Consider the following 15,828-nt stretch of genomic DNA (forward strand, 5'->3'; position numbering starts at 1 on the left):
CTGGGTTCATGTTCGAACGGGTGTTCGATGTGGATGCGGAGGCCGGTGAGGCTGAGCTGCGGGCGCAGGTCGAGCAGCTCGAGAAGCTGAAAAGCGTGGCCGCTGCGGCGCAGGCGCGGGTGACGGCGTTGTGGGCGGCCAAACGCCGCGCCGCTGAGCAGGCCGCTGGAGTGCCGGCACGCAAACGTGGGAAGGGGTTGGCGTCGGAGGTGGCGTTGGCCCGCCGCGAGGCTCCGGCGTGCGGGAACCGCCATCTGGGGTTCGCCCAGGCGTTGGTGCACGAGATGCCTCACACCCTGGCCGCGCTGGAATCCGGGATGCTTTCGGAGTGGCGGGCCACCCTGATCGTCAAACAATCCGCCTGCCTGTCGATCGAGCATCGCCGCGCGTTGGATGCCGAGCTGTGCGCTGACGCGTCGCGTCTGGTCGGCTGGGGCAACGGTCGGGTGGAGGCCGAGGCGAAGAAGATCGCCGCGCGCCTCGACGCTGCCGCGGTGGTGGCGCGGGCGGCGAAAGCCGCCGCCGACCGCAGTGTGTGGATCCGCCCGGCCCCGGACACCATGACCTACGTGACGTTCCTGCTGCCCGTCGCGCAAGGGGTGGCGGTGTACGCCGCGCTGAAACGCGACGCCGACACCACTTGTGATGGGCGGTCGCGGGGGCAGGTGATGGCCGACACCGCCTACGAACGGATCACCGGCAGGTCTGCCACCCGGCCGGTGCCGGTGGCGTTGAACATGGTGATGGCCGACACCACCCTGGCCGGCGACGATGACGAGCCGGCGTGGCTGCAAGGGTTCGGACCGATCCCGGCCGGGTTGGCCTGCGCGCTGACCGGCGACGCTGCCACCGACAAAAACGTGAAGGCCACGTTGCGGCGGCTCTACCGCCACCCGAAGTCGGGGCAGTTGGTGGCGATGGAGTCGCGGGCGCGGATCTTCCCCAAAGCGTTGGCGCGGTTTCTGCAGTTGCGGGATCAGACATGCCGGACCCCGTACTGCGATGCCCCGATCCGGCACTGCGACCACGCCACCCCAGCCCGCGACGGCGGCCCGACCAACGCGCGCAACGGGCTCGGTGACTGTGCGGCCTGCAACTACGCCAAAGAAGCCCCCGGCTGGCAGGTCAGCACCACCGACACCGACGGAAACCACACCGCCGAATACCGCACCCCCACCGCAGCGGTCTACCACTCCACCGCCCCACCACTACCCGGACCACCGCGCCGGCGACGACTCAGCCTCGTCGAAGGCCGACTCAGCATCGACCTCGTCACCTTCGACGCTGCGTGACGTACCAATCGAGCAGGTCCGGATCGTCGACGGCGCTGCGCTCGACGACCTTGGCCGGGTCGCCGCCCTGGAACAGCTTCTTGATCGGCACCTCGAGCTTCTTGCCGGTGCGGGTGTGCGGAACGCCTGGGGCGACGATGATCTCGTCGGGGACGTGGCGCGGGGACACCTCGGACCGGATGGTGCCGTTGATGCGGTCACGCAATGCATCGCCGAGTTCGACCCCTTCGGCGAGGACCACGAACAAGGGCATCCAGTAGTCGCCGTCGGGCTGTTCGGCGCCGATCACCAGTGCTTCGACCACCTCCGGCAGGCTTTCGACGGCCTGATAGATGTCGGCGCTGCCCATCCGGATGCCGTGCCGGTTGAGCGTGGAATCCGAGCGTCCGTGCACGATGACGCTGTCGTGCTCGGTGATGGTGATCCAGTCACCGTGACGCCAGACCCCCGGGAACGTCTCGAAATACGCGGCGCGGTAACGCTGTCCGTCGGGGTCGTTCCAGAAGCAGACCGGCATCGAGGGCATCGGCTTGGTGACGACGAGTTCGCCGACCTCTCCTCGCACCGGCTCACCGCCTTCGTCCCACGCGTCCAACGCGACGCCGAGGAACGGCGCGGACAACTCACCGGGCCAGACCGGCACCGTGCGGACACCGCCGATGAACGCCGACACCACATCGGTGCCGCCGCTGATCGACGCCACCTGGACGTGGTCACCGACGTTGTCTCGCAACCACAGAGACGATGCCGGCGGCAGCGACGACCCGGTGATCCCCACCGTCCGAAGTGCCGACAGGTCGTGGGTGCTCTTCGGCTGCGCCTCACCCTTCATGCAGCCCAGGACGTAGCCGGGGCTGGTGCCGAGCACCGTCGCGCCGACCCGGGACGCGATCTCCCACAGCGCGTCCGGCCGGCCCGCCGACGGACTCCCGTCATAACAGACGATCGTGGCGCCGACGAGCAGTCCTGCGATCTGGAAGTTCCACATCATCCAGCTGGGGCTGGTGAACCAGAAGAAGGTGTCTTCGCCGCCGATGTCGGACTGCAGCGCAACTGCTTTGAGGTGCTCGAGCACCACCCCGCCGTGACCGTGCACGATCCCCTTGGGCAGTCCGGTGGTTCCCGACGAGAACAGGATCCACAGCGGGTGCTCGAACGGAACCGCGACGGTGTCGATCGGGCGGTCACTGCGCGCGGCGAGGTCGTCCACGGTGAACGTCGCGGCCAGAGTGGGCAACCCATCTCGCAGCGCGGCGACCTCGTCGGTCTTGTCCCGGTACTTGCCGCCGAACGTGTATCCGTCCGCGGTCACCAACGCCTTGGGCTCGAGCTGGCCGAGCCGGTCGAGGGCGGCCTTCGCCGAGTAGTCCTGTCCGCAGGCGCTCCAGACCGCGCCGACGGCGGCGGTGGCCAGGAATGCGATCACCGCTTCGGGGACGTTGGGCAGGTACCCGGCGACGCGATCGCCGGGTCCGACACCGGCCGCACGCAGCGCATCGGCGAATGCGGCGGTGCGCCCGAGCATTTCGTCCCACGACACCTCGCGGTCCGGTCCCGCCTCGTTCACGTAGATGATCGCGGGCCGGTCCGTGCGCGTGTGGCGCACGATCTGGTCGACGTAGTTCAGCTGGGTGTCGGGGAACCACCGGGCACCCGGCATGTCATCGCTGCCGAGAACCGTCGCCCCACGATCACCGACCTCGAAGTAGTCCCACAACGTCGCCCAGAAGGCTTCGATGTCCGCGACCGACCAGCGCCACAGCGCGTGGTAGTCCGGGAACGCGGAACCCGTGCGCTGCTCGGCGAACCGGGCGAAGTCGGTGACCCGGGCGTCGGCGACATCTTGATCGGTGGGAACCCACTGGGGCGTCATGGGCGACCCGCCGCCCGCGGCACTGCCGTCGCTGTCAACGCGCACTCCATCCGCCGTCCATCGTGTACGAAGCTCCCGTAACCATGCCAGCAGCCGGTGATGCCAGCCAACCCGCCAGGGCGCCGACCTCCTCGGGCTCGACGAGACGTTTGACCGCGCTCTCCTTGAGCAGGATCTCGCCGATCACCTGGTCCTCCGGGATGCCGTGCGTCTTGGCCTGGTCGGCGATCTGCTTGGTCACCAGCGGGGTGCGGACATAGCCGGGGTTGATGCAGTTGCTCGTAACGCCGTGCGGACCACCCTCCAGGGCGGTCACCTTCGACAGCCCCTCGAGGCCGTGCTTGGCGGTGACGTAGGCGACCTTGAACGGCGACGCGCGAAGACCGTGCACTGATGAGATGTTGATGACGCGGCCGAAACCGCTGCGGTACATGTGCGGCAATGCCGCCCGGATCAGCAGGAACGGCGCCTCGACCATCAACGTCATCATCATCCGGAACCGCTCCGGTGGGAACTCGGCGATCTCACTGATGCTCTGCACACCGGCGTTGTTGACCAGGATGTCGACGCTCAGCTGCAGGCCCTCCAGCGCCTCGATATCAAGAAGATCCACCGCCCAGGCGGTTCCGCCGATCTTCTGCGCCAGGGACTTGGCTCGGACGTCGTCGATGTCGGCGACCGTGACCGACGCCCCACGGTCCGCCAACTCGCGCGCGCACGCCGCACCGATGCCGCTCGCACCGCCGGTCACCAAGGCGGTGCGCCCGCTGAGTTCGCTCACAGCACGCCGGCCTTCGCCAGTTGCTCGCGGTCGGCCTCGTCGAGAGTCTTCAGGTCCAGACCATTGGTCTCCCGGTTGAACAGGGCAGCCACCAGGGTGATCGCCGCGGCACCGGCGAGGTAGAAGGCGATCGGCAGCCATGAGTCGAACCTGTCGAGCAGCCACGTCGCGATGGCGGGCGCGAGCGAGCCGGCGACGATGGACGTCACCTGATAGCCAAGGGAGACACCGGAGTAGCGCATCCGGGTGGGGAACATCTCCGCCATGATGGCCGGCTGCGGAGCGTACATCAGCGCATGGATCATCAGACCGACGATGACGGCCGCCATGATCAGCAGGTAGTTCGCGGTGTTCATCATCGGGAACGCGAAGAACCCCCAGGTGCCCGCGAGAATGGCGCCCACGATGTACACCGGCCGGCGTCCGTACCGATCCGACAGTCTGCCGACCTGCGGGATCACCAGGAAGTGCACCGCGTGCGCAGCCAACAGGTACCACAGGATGTCGCCGGTGTCCGCGCCGACGTGGGTCGACAGGTAGACGATCGAGAACGTGACGACCAGGTAGTACATGATGTTCTCCGCGAAGCGCAGCCCCATAGCGGTGAAAACCCCACGCGGGTAACGCTTGAGCACCTCGAACACACCGTAGGACACGGCTTTTGTGCGTTCGACCTCCTCCTGCGCTTCCAGGAAGATCGGCGCATCGGTGACCTTTGTGCGGATGTAGTAGCCGATCACCACCACCACGGCAGACAGCCAGAACGCGACCCGCCAACCCCAGGACAGGAACGCCTCGTCCGACAGCACACCGGTGAGCACCAGCAGCACCACGGTGGCGAGCAGGTTGCCCACGGGCACCGCGGCCTGCGGCCAACTGGCCCAGAAGGCGCGTTGCTTGTCCGGGCTGTGCTCGGCGACCAGCAGGACCGCTCCACCCCATTCGCCGCCCACCGCGAAACCCTGGAGGAACCGCAACAGGACGAGCAGTATCGGTGCCCAGATGCCGATCTGCCCGTAGGTCGGCAGGCAGCCCATCAGGAAGGTCACGGCGCCGACGAGCAGAATCGCGAACTGCAGCAGCTTCTTGCGGCCGTACTTGTCGCCGAAGTGCCCGAACACGATGCCGCCCAGCGGTCGCGCGACGAACCCGACGGCATAGGTCAGCAGCGCCGCGATCAGCGCGTTGGCCTCACTGGTGCCCTGAGCGAAGAAAATCTTGTTGAACACCAGCGTGGCAGCGGTGGCGTAGAGAAAGAACTCGTACCACTCGACGACGGTCCCCGCCATCGAGGCCACCACGACGCGTTTGAGGCCGGCGGTCACCGACCGTGGTTCTTCGGTCCCCGGCTCATGTTGTGTGCTCATGGGAATCCCTTCTTTGTGACGCCGACCACAGATCTGTGTGAGTATTCATGCAGCTACCCCCCACTGCAATGACCAAAACTGCACCAGCCATCTGCAAAAATGCACATATGCCGTCACTGGATCGCCGCCCAAGCCCCGACGATCTGTTGGTCCTGCTGGCGGTGGGGCGGACCGGCCGGTACACGACGGCGGCCGATGAACTCGGCCTCAACCACACCACGATCAGTCGCCGCATCGCCGCCCTCGAACAGGCGATGGGCGGGCGGGTGCTGGCCCGTGTGGGTGGCGGCTGGGAGCTCACCGATCTCGGACGCGAGGCGCTGGCAGCAGCAGAGGTGGTCGAGTCGGCTGTCCGTTCGCTGGCCGTCGATGCCGGAGGGCGCCGCGCGCTGGAAGGGGTGGTTCGGATTTCGGCGACCGACGGCTTCTCCGCCTACATCGCCGCTCCCGCGGCCGCCGCGGTGCAGCGCAATCACCCCAAGGTGGCGGTGGAGATCGTCGCCGCCACCCGGCGCGCCACCCAACAGCGCTCGGGACTGGACGTCGAGGTCGTGGTCGGCGAACCGACCGTGCACCGTGCCAAGGCACTACGACTCGGCGACTACTGCCTGGGCCTGTACGGCTCCCGGGACTATCTCGACGAACACGGCGCGCCGTCGAGCATCGCCGATCTGCAGCGCTACCCGCTGGTCTACTTCATCGATTCGATGCTTCAGGTCGACGACCTCGATCTGGCGACGAGTTTTGCACCGGCGATGCGGGAGTCGGTGACGTCGACCAATGTGTTCGTCCACGTCGAAGCCACCAGGGCCGCCGCCGGCCTCGGCCTGCTGCCGTGCTTCATGGCCGACCGCCACGATGACCTGGTCCGCGTGCTGACCGATTCGGTGTCGATCCGTCTGACCTACTGGCTCGTCACCCGTGCCGAGACGCTGCGGCGGCCCGAGGTCGCCGCGGTGATCGACGCGATCACCGCGCGCATGGACGACCAGCGTGGCATGCTTCTCGGCCGGTGTAGGGCCGGGTCACCGTCGACGGCCGAAAGTGGCGAAGCGCCACAGATAACGGGGCAGGGCGAAGGCTGAGAGCGCCTTCGGCCAGGCGTCCGCCCGGAAGTAGGCGTCGGAGCCGCCGTCGACGAATATCACACTCCCGCAGAGGAAGTCGGCGGCGTCGGACAGCATGAACAGCATCCAGTCGGCCAGGCTGCCCGGGTCGCCGAACCCACCCACCGGCACCGGGAACGCGTTGACGGTCTTTGCCTCCCTCGGAGTTGCCAGTTGCTTCTCCAACAGCGGGGTGAGGATCGCACCGGGCGCCAGCGCGTTCAGTCGGATACCTTCGCCCGCCCAGTCGGAGGTGACGGCCTGTCGCCGTACCCACCGCGCTACGGCGATCTTGGACGCGGCGTAGGCCATCGCCGGTGCGGCCGGGCCGAGAAGACGGACGGCACGCTGGGCTTTGCGCGGGTCGCCCGCCAACAGGGCGCGCACGGCCCGTCGAGGCACCGCCGGCGTGGTCGTGGTCGAGTTGCTGGCCACCACAACGACCTTGGCTCTGCGCGCAACAGCCAGCCGGGGCCGCCAGGCGTTGAGCAGATCGACCACCCCGAAGAAGTTGACCTGATAGATCAGGCCGGCGCGGTCCACTCCCGGCGTCGGACCGATACCCGCCGCCAGCACCGCGCCGTCGAGGCGCTCGGCGAGCTTCAGCACGCGTGTTGCGGCAGTGGTCCGCCCCCGGTCGGCCACCACCTCGGCGTCCCTCAGATCCACGCCGATCACCACGTGCCCGTCGGCGCGGAGCCGCTGAGCCGCCTGAAGACCCATTCCGGATGCTGATCCGGTGACCACATAGGTACCCAGTGCTCTCACCTTTCGATGTTGTCTCGACCGCAGGGCTTGCACCAGGCATACCTGACCTGGTGCAGTCAGGGCATGCCCTTCATCGAACACGACCGTGGCCGCGCGTACTACCGGCACTGGGCCGCCGCCGAGCCGCGAGCCGCCGTCCTCTTCCTGCACGGGTTCGGCGAGCACACGGGCTTGTACCACCGGTACGGATTCGCCCTGAACGCCGCCGGCATCGACCTGTGGGCCGTCGACCAGTTCGGCCACGGACTGAGCCCAGGACAGCGGGGCGACTTCGCGTCCATCGAGGACAGCTCGGCGCTGGCCGACACCCTGACCGAACTTGCCGAGCAGCAGCGCCCGGGAATTCCGCTTCTCGCGCAGGGGCATTCGTTCGGCGCGATCGTGACGCTGTTCCGGCTACTGGACCGCAAGGACCGGTATCGGGGCGCCGTCATCTCCGGCGCACCGTTGGTCCCGATCCCCGAACTGCTCGACGCCGACACCTCGTTCGAACTCGATCCGGGCCTGCTGTCCTCGGATCCGTTCTATGTGGACTCGCTGGTCAATGATCCCCTGGCGTTCGTCGACGCCGACGGCGCGACCCTGGCCAGGGAATTGGACCGGGGGTGGGACCGCTTCGGCCTGGACCTGCCGTCGCTGTCGGTGCCCACCCTCGCGGTGCACGGGGTCAACGACCCGATCGCGCCGATCGGTGCGGTACGCGCCTACGCTGAGCAGATCGAGGCGCTGGAACTGGTCGAGTTCGCCGGTGGGCGGCACGACATCCTCAACGAGACCGTCCATCGTGACGTCGCCTCGGCGATCGTCGAGTTCGTCCACTCGACGTCATAGCCAGGTGTCTTCGGTCGTCGCGGTCAGGAACGCCTCGAGGTCGTTGCGCCAATCCGCCGGGGTGTTCTTCTCGGGTTCGATGCCGGTGTACCCGCCCTGGTAGAAGAGCAGCGGCCGCGGCTTCTTCTTCGGGACGTCGGACAGCGAGTGCACCGCACCGAAGACCACAAAATGGTCCCCGCCGTCGTGCACCGAGTTCACCGCGCAGTCGATGTGGGCCAGTGAGCCCTCGATGATCGGCGAGCCCAGTTTCGACGGTGCCCAGTCGATTCCGGCGAACTTGTCCGGTTCCCGCGAGCCGAAGCGAGCCGAGACGTCCTTCTGGTTCTCGTGCAGGATGTTGACGCAGAAATTGCCACTGGCCTCGATCGCCTGCCAGGACCGCGACACCTTTGTCGGGCAGAACAGCACCAGCGGCGGATCCAGGGACAGCGCCGCGAACGACTGGCAGGCGAAGCCGACGGGGACACCTTCGTGCACCGTGGTGATCACCGTGATGCCCGTGCAGAACTGGCCGAGCACACTGCGGAAGGTGCGCGGGTCGATGGGAGGATTACTCATCGACGATGATTCCTCGCGCAAGCGCTCGTCATTGCTACTTGAAGCCCACGCTGAAGTCATGGCCCCACAGTGACACTGCGGTGCTCTCCCGGGCAACCCACTTGTCGTCGTCCTCGACTTCGAGTCCCTCACAACCGAACTCGATGTCGAAGCCGCCGGGCGTCTTCATGTAGAAGGACAACATCTTGTCATTGACGTGCCGGCCCAGCGTCGCCGACATCTTGACCTTGCGGCGTAGCGCCCGGTCCAGACACAGCCCGACGTCGTCGGCGTTCCCCACCTCCACCATGAGATGCACGATCCCGCTGGGCGTCTCGCCCGGCATAAAGGCCAGACTGTGGTGCCGGGGGTTGACGCCCAGGAACCGCAACCAGGCGGGAGCGCCGTCGGCGGGCCGGCCGACCAGCTGGGGCGGCAGCCGCATCGAGTCACGCAGATGGAACCCGAGCACATCCCTGTAGAAGTGCAGTGTGTCCGCGTCATCGCGGGTGGTCAGCACCACGTGTCCGAGGCCCTGCTCCTCGGTGACGAACTTGTGGCCGTACGGGCTCACCACGCGGCGATGTTCCAGCGCGACACCGTGGAACACCTCCAGCGTGTTGCCCGACGGATCGTCGAAGACGATCATCTCGTCGACACGGCGGTCGGCCAACTGGGTGGCGGTGGCCTCCTTGTAGGGCGTGCCCTCCACCTCGAGGCGGTTGCGAATCTCCTGCAGGGAGGCCGCGTTCGCGGTCTCCCAGCCGGACTCGAGCAGCCGGTCGTGCTCGCCCGGCACGATGACCAGCCGGGCGGGGAACTCGTCCATGCGCAGATAAAGGGCACCCTCGGTGCTGCCGGAACCTTCGACCATGCCGAGCACTTTGAGCCCGTACTCGCGCCAGGCGCCGATGTCGGTGGTCTCGATGCGTAGATATCCCAGCGATCGGATGCTCATCTGGTGCCTCCGTTCTTCGCGCAAGCGCTCATCACAAGCCCCCGAGGAAATCGATGGTCAGCTTGTTGAACTCGTCGAACTTCTCCAGCTGCGCCCAGTGCCCGCACTGCCCGAACACATGCAGCGAAACGCGGGGAATCTGCTTGAGCGCCACCAGCGCCCCGTCGAGCGGGTTGACCCGGTCCTCGCGTCCCCAGATCAGCAGTACCCGCTGTCGGAGCTTGTACACGTCCCGCCACATCATGCCGAGCTCGAAATCCGCGCCTGCGAAGGACTTACCCATCGCCTTGGTGGCGGCGAGCGACTCCGGGGTGCTGGCGATCTGGAACCGCTCCTCGACCAGCTCGGGAGTGATCAGGCTCTGGTCGAAAACCATGATGCGCAGGAACTTCTCGATGTTCTCGCGCGTCGGGTCCGCCGCGAACCGGCCCAACAGCTTCACGCCTTCGGTCGGGTCGGGTGAGAAGAGGTTGACGCTCAACCCGCCCGGGCCCATCAGCACGAGCCGACCGGCCCGCTTGGGGTTGTCCAGTGCGAATCGCACCGCGGTGCCCCCGCCGAGTGAGTTGCCCACCAGTGCAGCGCGTTCGATGCCCAGATGGTCGAACAGGTTCAGCAGCGCCGTCGAGCTGTAGCGGTTGTACTGCTCGTGTTCGGCGTGCTTGTCCGAATGACCGTAGCCGGGTTGGTCGACGGCCAACACGTGGAAGTGCTGGGCCAGCACCGCGATGTTGCGGCCGAAGTTCGACCAACTGGAAGCACCGGGACCGCCGCCGTGCAGCAACACCACCTTCTCGGGGTGGCCGACACCGGCCTCGTGGTAGTGCAGCCGCATGTCATCGCGGACCTGCGCGTACCGGGAGGTCGACTCGAAGGTGATCTCTTGCTGTTGAGCGGCTTCTGCTGCGAAGGATGTCATCAGGCCGACCGACTAAACCATCGTGTCCTGCGGTGGCAGGCCGAACTCGTTGTTGCCGAAGATCAGGTAGGCACGCTCCGGCTCGTTCGCCGCATGCACACGTCCGGCGTGCGCATCCCGCCAGAACCGCTGCACGGGAGCGTCGGTCTGCAGCGCGGTCGCGCCGGCGCTCTCGAACAGCAGGTCGATCGACGCGATCGCGCGGGCGGTGGCGCGCACCTGGTCGCGCCGGGCTCGGGCACGCAGCTCGAACGGAATCTCTTCATCGGCCTTGAGAAGTTCGTACTCCTCGCGGACGTTGCCGATCAGCTGTCGCCAGCCGGCATCGATGTCGCTGGCAGCCTCGGCGATGCGCACCTTGGCGAACGGGTCGTCCTTGGATTTCTCACCGGCGAAGGCGGCACGCACCCGCTTGCCCTGGTGTTCGACGTGGGCGTCGTACGCGCCGTATGCCATTCCCATGATGGGGGCCGAGATGGTGGTGGGATGCATCGTCCCCCAAGGCATCTTGTACACCGGTGCGGTGTTGTTCTCCAGGCCGCCGGCGGTCCGGTCGTTCATCGCCTTGTAGGACAGGAACCGGTGCCGCGGCACGAACACGTCCTTGACGACGACGGTGTTGCTGCCGGTCCCCTTCAACCCGACGACGTGCCAGACGTCGTCGATGCGGTACTCACTGCGGGGGATCAGGAAGCTGCCGAAGTCGACCGGCTTGCCGTCCTTGATGACCGGGCCGCCGAGGAACGCCCATGTCGCGTGGTCACAGCCCGAGGACCACTGCCACGCGCCGCTGACCAGGTAGCCGCCGTCGACGACGGTGCCGGCGCCCATCGGCGCGTACGAGGACGACACACGCACCGTGGGGTCACTGCCCCACACCTCGTCCTGTGCCTGCTGGTCGAACAGGGCCAGGTGCCAGTTGTGCACACCGATGATGGACGACACCCACCCGGTGGAACCGCACGCGCTGGCGATGCGCCGCACGGCCTCGTAGAAGACGGTGGGGTCACACTGCAGACCGCCCCACTGCTCGGGCTGGAGCAGCTTGAAGAAGCCGACCTCGTCGAGTTCGTTGACCGTCTCATCGGGGAGGCGGCGCAGCTCTTCGGCGGACTGGGCACGCTTGGCGATCAGCGGCAGTAGATCGTCGATGCCGGCTAGAACCGCCTGCACGTCACGCTGTTGAATGGACGTCACGGATTGCCTCCCGGGAGCTAGGGCTTGGCGATGAGCGCTTGCACGAAGAGCAGATCGCTTACGGAAAGATTAGAACACGTTACGATTTGTGTCGAGCAGCGCATTGCTGTGGCGGCTGGACCTGCGGACATGCATTTCTGTAACCTGTTCTAGTTATCGAAGCGAGGAGGGCACAGCAGTGACGGATGAGCCGCTCGGCAGCCACGTGCTCGAGCTGGAGGTGGCCGACGTCGTCGACGAGACCGCCGACGCCCGGTCGCTGGTGTTCAAGGTCCCCGACGACCCGGGGATTCCGGCCGACAAACTCCATTACGCCCCTGGCCAGTTCCTGACGCTGCGGGTGCCCAGCGACCGAACGGGTTCGGTGGCCCGGTGCTATTCGCTGTGCAGCTCACCCTTCAGCGGCGACCCGTTGACCGTGACGGTCAAGCGCACCGCCGACGGCTATGCGTCAAACTGGTTGTGCGACCACGCTGCACCGGGCATGAAGATGCACGTGCTGGCACCGTCGGGCACCTTCGTTCCCGACGACCTCGACACCGATTTCCTGCTGCTCGCCGCCGGCAGCGGCATCACCCCGATGATGGCGATCCTGAAGTCCGCGCTCACCGAGGGCAGCGGCAAGGTGACGCTGGTCTACGCCAATCGCGACGAGAATTCCGTCATCTTCGCCACCGCACTGCGCGAACTGGCCGCCAAATACCCGGATCGGCTCAACGCAGTCCACTGGCTGGAGTCGGTGCAGGGGCTGCCCAGCGCCACCGACCTGTCCGGCCTGGTCGCCCCGTACACCGCACGTGAGGCGTTCATCTGTGGCCCCGGACCCTTCATGGCCGCAGCCGAGGAGGCGCTGAAGTCGGCGGGTGTCCAGGCCGAGCGCATCCACATCGAGGTGTTCAAGTCCTTGGAGTCCGACCCGTTCGCTGCGGTGGTGGTCGAGGAGGACGACAGCGACGAAGGTCCCGCGACGGCAACCGTGACGCTCGACGGAGACACCCACGAGGTGTCCTGGCCGCGGAGCGCGAAGCTGCTGGACGTGCTGCTCGCCAAGGGACTGGACGCGCCGTTCTCCTGCCGCGAAGGTCACTGTGGCGCATGCGCGGTGCTGACCAAGTCCGGCGACGTCGAGATGGAGGTCAACGATGTCCTCGAACAGCAGGATCTCGACGAGGGCCTGATCCTGGCCTGCCAGGCGCACCCGCGCTCCGATTCGGTTGAAGTCACCTACGACGAATGAGCCGCGGACTACCATTCCGCCACGGGAGGCACACGTGAAACGATTTGCCCAGAAGTCCGCGTTCGCCAGGATTTCGATGGCCGCGGCGACCTCGGTCGTGCTGGCGTTGTTCGCGCCCGCGGCCGGGGCACACGCCGCGGTGGACACCGCCGACGCGTCGATCCCCGTCGATCCCGCGACCTCGATCGAAGTGCACACCACAGCGGACTGCGTGCGGGCCGTGAACCAGTGCTTCTTCACCGCGAGCGCCAATCTCCGCACTCCTGCGGGCGCGATCGGATTCCCCAGCGACCTGTGGGCCCGTCAGACCACCACGCTGCGATCGATGGACCGCAGCGTCTATCTCGACACCGCCTTCCAGGCAGAGAACACCCGGATGTTCAAGTCGATCGGCCCGGTCGAGTTCACCACGATCTACTTCGGTAGCGGACCGGTGGAGAAGTACCGACTCCAGGGCAACACCTGGCCCACCGACTGGTCGACCGGCCAGCCGAAGCTCGACGCGGACTACATCGTGTGCTCACACATCCAGGTGGTGTACGCCGGCGTGAACCTCACCACCCCGGACGCCTGCTCGCAGACCACTTTCGACTAGACACCGTCAGCGCGGCAGGCCCAGCAACCGCTCCCCCGCCATCGTCAGCAGGATCTGCTCGGTGCCGCCTGCGATGGTCAGGCAGCGGGTGTTGAGGAAGTCGTGCACCTGGCTGTTCTCCACCGCACCGGCCCCGTCGGCCAGGTCCATCCGGAACTCGGCGAGCGCCTGGCGGTACCGCACACCGATGAGCTTGCGTGCGCTCGCCTGCGGCCCAGGATCTCCACCACCTACGGCGAGCTGCGCGATGCGCTGGTCGAGCAACGACCCCATCTGCGCGGTGACGAGCAACGCACCGAGCCGATCCTGTTGCGCACCATCGGCTTCGAGCGCTGGATCTTCCCGGACGACCCGCAGCAGCTCTTCCATCGGGTTCCCCAACGCGGTGCCCTGGGCCATCGCAACGCGCTCGTTGGCCAGCGTGGTGCGCGCCAACCGCCAGCCGTTGTCGACCTCGCCGACCACCATCTCGTCGGGCACGAAAACGTCGTCGAAGAACACCTCGTTGAACAGCTCGTCGCCGGTGATCTCACGCAGTGGCCGGATCACGATGCCCGGCGACTTCATGTCGACCAGGAAATAGGTGATGCCCTTGTGCTTGGGAGCATCGGGGTTGGTGCGGGCCAGGCAGACGCCCCAGTGCGCGGTCTGCGCAGCAGAGGTCCACACCTTCTGGCCGGTGAGCTTCCAGCCGGAATCAGCGCGGACGGCTTTGGTCCGCAGCGCCGCCAAATCCGATCCCGCACCTGGCTCACTGAACAGCTGGCACCACTGCAGGTCTCCGCGCAACGTCGCGGGAACGAACTGCTCGACCTGCTCGGGGCTGCCGTGTTCGAGAATCGTCGGCACCGCCCACCAGCCGATCACCAGGTCGGGCCGGACGATCCCGGCTGCCGCCAGCTCCTGGTCGATCAGCAACTGCTCGGCCGGACCCGCCGCCCGCCCGTAGGGTCGCGGCCAGTGGGGTGCGAGCAGACCGGTCTCGGCCAACACGACCTGTCGCTTCTCCTCGGTGACTGCCACGACTTCGGCTACCGCCGACGCGATCTCGGGCCGCAGGTCGGACACCGACGCCAGGTCGATGTGCAGTTCCCGGCGCACCCCCTGCTGGGTCAACGCCGCGACCCGCCGGAGCCAGCGCGACCGTCCACCCAGGAACTGGGCGATGCCGTAGGCGCGCCGTAGATACAGGTGCGCATCGTGCTCCCAGGTGATCCCGATGCCGCCCAGTACCTGGATGCAGTCCTTGGCGTTGGCCTTGGCGGCCTCGATGCCGACCGAGGCCGCCAGCGCCGCCGCGATGGAGAGTTGCTCGTCGTTTTCGCCGGCAGCGTCGTTTTCACCGGCACCGTCGTCTTCACCGGCAGCGCGCGCCGCGTCGGCGGCGGCTACCGAGGCCTGTTCGGAGCGCAGCAGCATCTCCGCGCACATGTGCTTGATCGCCTGAAAGCTTCCGATCGGCTTGCCGAACTGCTCCCGCACCTTGGCGTAGTCGGTCGCGGTCTCCAGCAGCCACCGTGCCAGACCCGCCGCCTCGGCTGCCAGCACCGTCGCCGCCAGATCGACGACTCGCTGCCCGGACACCTCGAGCTCCTCGGCAACCGCGTCGTCGAGCACCACCCGCGCCAGCGGCCGAGAGAAGTCAGTGGCTTTCAGCGGCTCCACCGTCACCCCGTCGGCCCCGGCGTCGACGAGCAGCCAGCGCTCACCCGCAGGCAGCAGCAGCACCCCGCCGGCAGCGTCCTCGCCGGCACCGAGCACATGCGGCGCCGTTCCCGAGACCCGCCCGCCGGCGTAGGACAACTCGGCCGTCAACGCCACCCCGGCGGTGCGCTCACCACAGGCCAGGGCCTCGAGCAGACCGGCGTGCGCGCCGTCCAGGACCAACGTGGCCAGCGCAGTGGTGGCCACCGGGCCGGGCACCATGGCCGCGGCCGCCTCGTCGACCATCGCGCAGAGGTCCGCGACGGTGCCGTCGGCGCCGCCGTGCTCCTCCGGCAGCGCCACCCCGAAGATCCCCAGCTGCGCGAGGGCACTGTAAGGCGCCCGCCACGCACCCGGATCGCCTTGTTCGACGTCCCGCGCTGCGTCCACGACGGCCGATCCTGCCGCCCAGCTCCGCACCAGCTCGCGGGCGTCCGACTGCTCATCGGAGATGGCCGCCGAGTTCTTCAAAGATCCAGCCGACACCGGGACTCCTAAGCGTTTGGGGGAGAAGACGGTGCTTCCCACTAGAACGTGTTCTAATAGTGCCAGCGTTCGACCGTCAAGTCGACCGCCATCGCAGCAGGCAGGACGGTGTCTACATGGCACTGAGGTGAGAAGTTGGGGGCCGGTATGCGTATCGTTTTCCGCGAGACCGCA

14 protein-coding genes are annotated in these 15,828 nt (G+C 67.2%); 5 read left to right on the forward strand and 9 right to left on the reverse strand.

From position 1 onward, the window contains the following. The first annotated feature begins 8 nt into the window (after window positions 1-8). A complete protein-coding gene (locus G6N53_RS29155) occupies window positions 9-1,292 on the forward strand; it encodes a DUF222 domain-containing protein (protein ID WP_163895115.1) in 1,284 nt (427 codons plus the stop codon). On the opposite strand, the gene G6N53_RS29160 is transcribed toward G6N53_RS29155, so the two are convergent. Genes G6N53_RS29160 through G6N53_RS29170 form a run of 3 tightly spaced genes read right to left on the reverse strand, consistent with a single transcriptional unit; the run spans window position 1,273 to window position 5,313 of the window. Further along, window positions 1,273-3,165: an acetoacetate--CoA ligase gene (locus G6N53_RS29160; RefSeq protein ID WP_163896438.1), complete on the reverse strand. Its 1,893-nt coding sequence runs from the start codon at window positions 3,163-3,165 to the stop codon at window positions 1,273-1,275. The genes G6N53_RS29155 and G6N53_RS29160 overlap by 20 nt on opposite strands. 34 nt (window positions 3,166-3,199) lie before the next feature. Continuing rightward, window positions 3,200-3,946: a 3-hydroxybutyrate dehydrogenase gene (locus G6N53_RS29165; protein WP_163895117.1), complete on the reverse strand. Its 747-nt coding sequence runs from the start codon at window positions 3,944-3,946 to the stop codon at window positions 3,200-3,202. Then, complete coding sequence (locus G6N53_RS29170) at window positions 3,943-5,313, reverse strand: MFS transporter (protein ID WP_163895119.1); 1,371 nt, start codon at window positions 5,311-5,313, stop codon at window positions 3,943-3,945. The genes G6N53_RS29165 and G6N53_RS29170 overlap by 4 nt, the downstream gene beginning before the upstream one ends. 68 nt (window positions 5,314-5,381) lie before the next feature. Here G6N53_RS29170 and G6N53_RS29175 point away from each other — a divergent pair, with 68 nt between their 5' ends. Beyond that, window positions 5,382-6,398 (forward strand): LysR family transcriptional regulator, encoded by a 1,017-nt coding sequence (locus G6N53_RS29175; protein WP_237166675.1) that lies wholly within the window; start codon window positions 5,382-5,384, stop codon window positions 6,396-6,398. On the opposite strand, the gene G6N53_RS29180 is transcribed toward G6N53_RS29175, so the two are convergent. Then, window positions 6,339-7,178, reverse strand: coding sequence for an SDR family oxidoreductase (locus tag G6N53_RS29180; RefSeq protein ID WP_163896439.1), 840 nt, complete (start codon window positions 7,176-7,178; stop codon window positions 6,339-6,341). The two genes, G6N53_RS29175 and G6N53_RS29180, sit on opposite strands and share 60 nt — an antisense overlap. A 72-nt stretch (window positions 7,179-7,250) precedes the next feature. On the opposite strand from G6N53_RS29180, the gene G6N53_RS29185 reads away from it, so the two are divergent. Further along, a complete protein-coding gene (locus tag G6N53_RS29185) occupies window positions 7,251-8,018 on the forward strand; it encodes an alpha/beta fold hydrolase (RefSeq protein WP_163895123.1) in 768 nt (255 codons plus the stop codon). On the opposite strand, the gene hsaB is transcribed toward G6N53_RS29185, so the two are convergent. Genes hsaB through hsaA form a run of 4 tightly spaced genes read right to left on the reverse strand, consistent with a single transcriptional unit; the run spans window position 8,013 to window position 11,632 of the window. After that, a complete protein-coding gene (gene hsaB / locus G6N53_RS29190) occupies window positions 8,013-8,579 on the reverse strand; it encodes a 3-hydroxy-9,10-secoandrosta-1,3,5(10)-triene-9,17-dione monooxygenase reductase subunit (RefSeq protein WP_163895125.1) in 567 nt (188 codons plus the stop codon). The genes G6N53_RS29185 and hsaB overlap by 6 nt on opposite strands. Before the next feature lie 34 nt (window positions 8,580-8,613). Continuing rightward, window positions 8,614-9,516 carry an iron-dependent extradiol dioxygenase HsaC gene (gene hsaC / locus G6N53_RS29195; RefSeq protein WP_163895127.1) on the reverse strand — a complete coding sequence of 301 codons (903 nt, stop codon included), beginning with the start codon at window positions 9,514-9,516 and terminating at the stop codon, window positions 8,614-8,616. A 31-nt stretch (window positions 9,517-9,547) separates the two neighbouring features. Beyond that, window positions 9,548-10,435 carry a 4,5:9,10-diseco-3-hydroxy-5,9,17-trioxoandrosta-1(10),2-diene-4-oate hydrolase gene (gene hsaD / locus G6N53_RS29200; protein WP_163895129.1) on the reverse strand — a complete coding sequence of 296 codons (888 nt, stop codon included), beginning with the start codon at window positions 10,433-10,435 and terminating at the stop codon, window positions 9,548-9,550. 12 nt (window positions 10,436-10,447) lie between these two features. Continuing rightward, the gene (gene hsaA / locus G6N53_RS29205) at window positions 10,448-11,632 is read right to left on the reverse strand and encodes a 3-hydroxy-9,10-secoandrosta-1,3,5(10)-triene-9,17-dione monooxygenase oxygenase subunit (protein ID WP_163895132.1); all 1,185 of its coding nucleotides are present in this window, start codon (window positions 11,630-11,632) and stop codon (window positions 10,448-10,450) included. 178 nt (window positions 11,633-11,810) lie between these two features. On the opposite strand from hsaA, the gene G6N53_RS29210 reads away from it, so the two are divergent. Together G6N53_RS29210 and G6N53_RS29215 are read left to right on the forward strand one after the other, a co-directional pair. Beyond that, on the forward strand, window positions 11,811-12,869 hold the full coding sequence (locus tag G6N53_RS29210; protein ID WP_163895134.1) for a ferredoxin--NADP reductase: 1,059 nt from the start codon (window positions 11,811-11,813) through the stop codon (window positions 12,867-12,869). Between the two features lie 76 nt (window positions 12,870-12,945). Beyond that, window positions 12,946-13,464 (forward strand): hypothetical protein, encoded by a 519-nt coding sequence (locus G6N53_RS29215; RefSeq protein WP_163896440.1) that lies wholly within the window; start codon window positions 12,946-12,948, stop codon window positions 13,462-13,464. Window positions 13,465-13,470: 6 nt separating this feature from the next. Here G6N53_RS29215 and G6N53_RS29220 read toward each other — a convergent pair whose 3' ends face one another. Next, window positions 13,471-15,654, reverse strand: a complete 2,184-nt coding sequence (locus G6N53_RS29220; protein WP_163895136.1) for an acyl-CoA dehydrogenase family protein — start codon at window positions 15,652-15,654, stop codon at window positions 13,471-13,473. Window positions 15,655-15,828: the final 174 nt, after the last annotated feature.

Origin of the sequence: Mycolicibacterium hippocampi, assembly GCF_010723735.1 — a bacterium.
In the GTDB taxonomy this organism is placed as follows: domain Bacteria; phylum Actinomycetota; class Actinomycetes; order Mycobacteriales; family Mycobacteriaceae; genus Mycobacterium; species Mycobacterium hippocampi.